The 4065-nt window shown below is 69.5% G+C and carries 3 protein-coding genes and 1 pseudogene; 1 reads left to right on the forward strand and 3 read right to left on the reverse strand.

All coding sequences use genetic code 11. From position 1 onward, the window contains the following. A partial coding sequence (locus JWQ05_RS12200; protein ID WP_299658713.1) for a TCP-1/cpn60 chaperonin family protein occupies nt 1-324 on the forward strand: 324 nt, incomplete at its 5' end. Nucleotides 325-391: 67 nt separating this feature from the next. Here the strand turns inward: JWQ05_RS12200 and JWQ05_RS12205 are convergent. The 3 genes and pseudogenes from JWQ05_RS12205 to JWQ05_RS12215 all read right to left on the reverse strand — a co-directional run. Then, on the reverse strand, nt 392-1579 hold the full coding sequence (locus JWQ05_RS12205) for a DUF1501 domain-containing protein (RefSeq protein WP_299658714.1): 1188 nt from the start codon (nt 1577-1579) through the stop codon (nt 392-394). 13 nt (nt 1580-1592) lie between these two features. Then, complete coding sequence (locus JWQ05_RS12210; RefSeq protein ID WP_299658715.1) at nt 1593-3065, reverse strand: DUF1800 domain-containing protein; 1473 nt, start codon at nt 3063-3065, stop codon at nt 1593-1595. Between the two features lie 316 nt (nt 3066-3381). Further along, nucleotides 3382-4065 (reverse strand): annotated as a pseudogene (locus JWQ05_RS12215) (hypothetical protein); the annotation flags it as partial.

A 4065-nucleotide genomic window follows, 5' to 3' on the forward strand; every position in this document is an offset into this window, starting at 1 on the left:
AAGGCCCTTGAGGCCCCGATCCGCCAGATCGCCGCCAATTCCGGCGTCGAGGGCTCGAACGTGGTCGGCAAGATCACCGACAACACGGCCACGATCACCTACGGCTTCAACGCCCAGACAGAAGAGAACGTGGACATGATCCAGGCGGTCATCGTCGACCCGGCCAAGGTCGTGCGCACCGCCCTTCAGGACGCCTCCTCCATCGCCGGACTGCAGGTGACCACGGAAGCCATGATCGCCGATGCTCCTAAGAAGGACTCGGCCGGCGGCGGCATGCCGGGCGGCGGCGGCATGGGCGGCGGCATGGGCGGCAAGGACATCTAAGTCCATTCCACCAGAGCGTCGTGGGAAAGGGGGTCGCCGAAAGGCGGCCCCATTTCTTTTGCGCCGGTCAGATCAGCGCGAGATCGCTCGGCGCCACGTCCGCGAAGATGCGCGCCAGGCTCGCCACGTCGAGCCCGTAGAGCCGCTGGAACAGGCCGGCCAGCATCGCCCGGTAGTCGGTGAGCACGGGGTAGTCGCGGTTCTGGAACAGGTGTGCCTCGTCGGCTCGCACCTGGGGTCCGGCGATGCGCCCGCCCCGGATTCCGCCGCCGAGCACCCAATAGACGCTGCCATGGCCGTGATCCGTGCCGCGATTGCCGTTCTCGCGGAAGGTGCGCCCGAACTCCGAGACCACCACCACGACGGTGTCGTTCCAGCCGCCGCCGATTTCCTGCACGAAGCCGGAAAGGCCGCGCCCGAGTTCACCCAGGCGGTCGGCGAGGTAGCCGGTGGCAGCCCCCTGGTTCACGTGGGTGTCCCAGCCGCCGACGTCGACGAAGCCGAGATTGAACTGGTCCCGCATCAGACGCCCGATCCGGCGGGCGGCGAGTTCGAAGCCCTTGGGCGAGACCGCGCCGCGATCGGCCTGGGCCTGGTGATCGGAGATCGTGCGATAGACCTCGTCGCGCACGCGAAAGCCTTCGTTGACCGCGCCCGCCAGCGGGCCGCCCGCATACATCGCCGCGATGAGCTTGGCCTGCCGTTCGTCGACCCCGGGCTTGCCGAGGCCCGCGAGGGCGATGTTCGGCACGGGTTCCGGGCCCCGGAAGACCAGCGGCGACTGCTCCGTGAAGGCGATGGGCCGGACCCGCGTGAGTTCGGAGGCCAGCCGGGCCATGAAGCCGGACTGGTAGTTGCGCGATTCGCCGATGGTCTGGCCGAGCTCGATGGTGTCCTGCGTCTCGAAATGGCTCCGCGTCAGGTCGTTCGTGCCGGCAAAGGGCACGAAGGCCGCCTGCCCCTTGGCAAAGAGCGGCAGGATCGTCTCGCGCAGGGCCGGGTGCAGGCTCCAGTCGGCGTCGAGCGCGAGCGCGGCGGCGGGGTTGGCCGCGTCGGGCCGGGCGACGGCGAGCGTCGGACGCGCGCGGTAATAGAAATCGCTGCCGGTCGGGATCACCACATTGGCCGCGTCGTAGGCGCCGCGCAGGAACACCACGAGCAGGCGGGCATCGGCCTTGGGCGCCGCCCAGACCCGCCCCGCCACGGTGCTGCCTCCAAACGCGGCCGCCGCGCGGAGGAGATCGCGTCTGTTCATCTGAAGGCCTCCGTCAGTGCATGAAGTCGGGGGAGGACAGGAACAGGGTGTTCCAGTCCTGGGGCGAGATCGCCCGGCCGAGCGCCGCCCGGGTCGGCTCCGCGAGGGTGGCGCCGAGGGCGCCGAAATAGAGGGCGTTCTGAAGGAGCGGGAAGGCGGGCTCTTCCACCGCGTCGGGGGTGGTCGCCTTGAACAGCCCGGCCGGGCCGCCACCGATCTGGCGTGCGATCTCGAAGCGCGTCGTGAGCTGGCCGGGGCCGTTCCAGGCCGCGGCGTCGAGGGGATAGCCGTCGGGCGTCGAGCGGTTGAACAGCCCCTCCCCGAGCCGGTTCAACCAGCCCTGGACCGGGCCGGTATTCAGGACGACGCGGTCGTCATAGGCGAGGCGCACCGCCGAGAGGACGTAGCGCATCGGGTCCTTGAACCCGGTGCCGAGCCCGGCAGTGAATTCCGGGGCGTGGGCCAAGGCGTCGAGAACCGCGGCGATCTCCCCGTCGGTGCGCGTGAACACCCCGGCAAGGCGGTCGACCAGCGCCTCGGAGGGTGGCCGTCCCATCAGGTAGCCGGCCATGGCCCGGGAGAGGTTGCGGGCGGTGGCGGGGTGCCGGCTCAGGAGGTCGAGAGCCTGTTCGATCTCGGAATAGCCCCGGCCCTGGAGGGCGTGACCGAGGAGGACCTTGTCGCCGTAATCGTGCCGGGCCGGGTTGAAGAGGAACAGGCCGCGACGCACGAGATCGCCCTGACGCTCGGGCTTCAGCTTGGGGTTCTCGGGGCGCAGCTCGATGCCGGCTCCGGTGAGGATGCGGGCGAGTTCCTCGACGTCGTGCTGCGTGTAGCCGCCGCCGACCCCCAGCGTGTGCAGTTCCATCAGTTCGCGGGCGTAATTCTCGTTGATCCGCCCGGCGGCGTTCTCGGCGTTGTCGAGGTAGCGCAGCATCGCCGGATGCTCGAGGGTCGCGGCGAGGAGATCGCGAAAACGCCCCAAGGCATGCGGGCGGATGGCGCCGTCGAGGTAATCGCCGACCAGCGCGCGGAGATTCGCCTTGCCTTGGTGGACGTTGAAGCGGTTGAACCAGAACCAGGCCATCCGCTCACGGATCTGGTCTGGCGCGTAGAGCGCGCGCAGGATCGTGGTCGAAGCCGCGCGACGCAGCGCATCGTTCAGGGCGCCCTGATAAGCGGATTGCGCGGCCTTCTTCGCGTCGGGATCGGGGAGCGCGTTGGCGGCCTTCGCCTGCGCGTCGAGGGCCGCGACCCTGTCGAACAGCTCACCTTGCGGCTGCCCGGCCGCGATCTGCGACTGGACCGCCGCCGGCAGGGCGGCGGGAGTGCCGGGCCGCAACTGGGCCGCCAGCCAAGCCTCCCTCCCTAGCGCGCGAAGCGCCGCAAAGCTCGTCGGGGTCGCCCCCCAGGTCAGGGCATCGAGGAGCGCCAGGTCCGACGCGGGCGACGGCGCGGCGCAGGCCGCACTTGAGGCCAGGACCACGCCGAGCCAGACCGCGCGGAACACCGCACCCAAACGCGAAACGGCCACGGGCGAATCTCCGGCTGGTGACGGAGCGGAAATCCGCCACGGAAACGTGGCGGCGGCGTGTTCGCTGATGGCCTCGTGCGTGCCTGACGATGCCGAATGCTTACGAGAAGGCGGGGCCTCTCGAATGTGTGCGATCGCGCTGGCCAAACGCGAGGCCTGACTGCTCGTTTCGTAGCAATGCCCGCTATGATCCCGGGTGTCTGAGACACCCACGGGTGTTTCGCGAAACCTCAGCAGAACATCGGGCTGCACACGGGTCTCGTCCCGGTCACTGGACCAGCACGGCCTGATCGCAGCGCGTGCCCTCGACCGAAACGTCGGCGGACCCGATCCTGATGCCCAGAACCTTCAGCGTGTTGTCGAGCACCCTGTCGAGGGCCGGGGTCGCGGCGGACAGGGCCGTCGCGACGGTGCCGGTGACGACGCTCGGGGTGAGGACACCGACCCCGCCCACGCGCAGGTCCAGGTTGGCGATCAGGCTACCGGTCAGCGATTGCGTCAGTCCGCTCGATGAGACGGAGCGGACGGTATGTCGGGCGATGTCGTCGTCACTGAAGGTGATCGATTGTGCGTAGGGGCTTTTGAGCGTGACGCGACTGCGTCCGGAGACCGTCAGCGCGGGAGCCACCCGCAGAAGTCCCGCCGGCGTGTCGTAATCGGGTGTCCGGGCGGTCGGATCGAGGAGTGACTTAGGGATATCCGCGATCGCCAGATCGGCGACGCCGGGCTGCGCATCGACGACGACCTGCCGACGCGCGCGATCCGTCCACGGGCAGGTGACGTTGCGCAGGGTTCCCCGCGCCATCGCCGCCTGGACGTAGATCGGTAGCGAGACCGTGCCGAGGTTGAGCGGCAGAGCCAGGCTCGCCTCGAGCAGCAGGCGCGTCTGTGCCGTGGTGATGGTCGCCTTGGGGCTTCCGGGCTGGACGTAGCCGGAGCTCTGGCGCCGCTC

Source organism: Methylobacterium sp. (assembly GCF_028290105.1).
Taxonomy (GTDB): domain Bacteria; phylum Pseudomonadota; class Alphaproteobacteria; order Rhizobiales; family Beijerinckiaceae; genus Methylobacterium.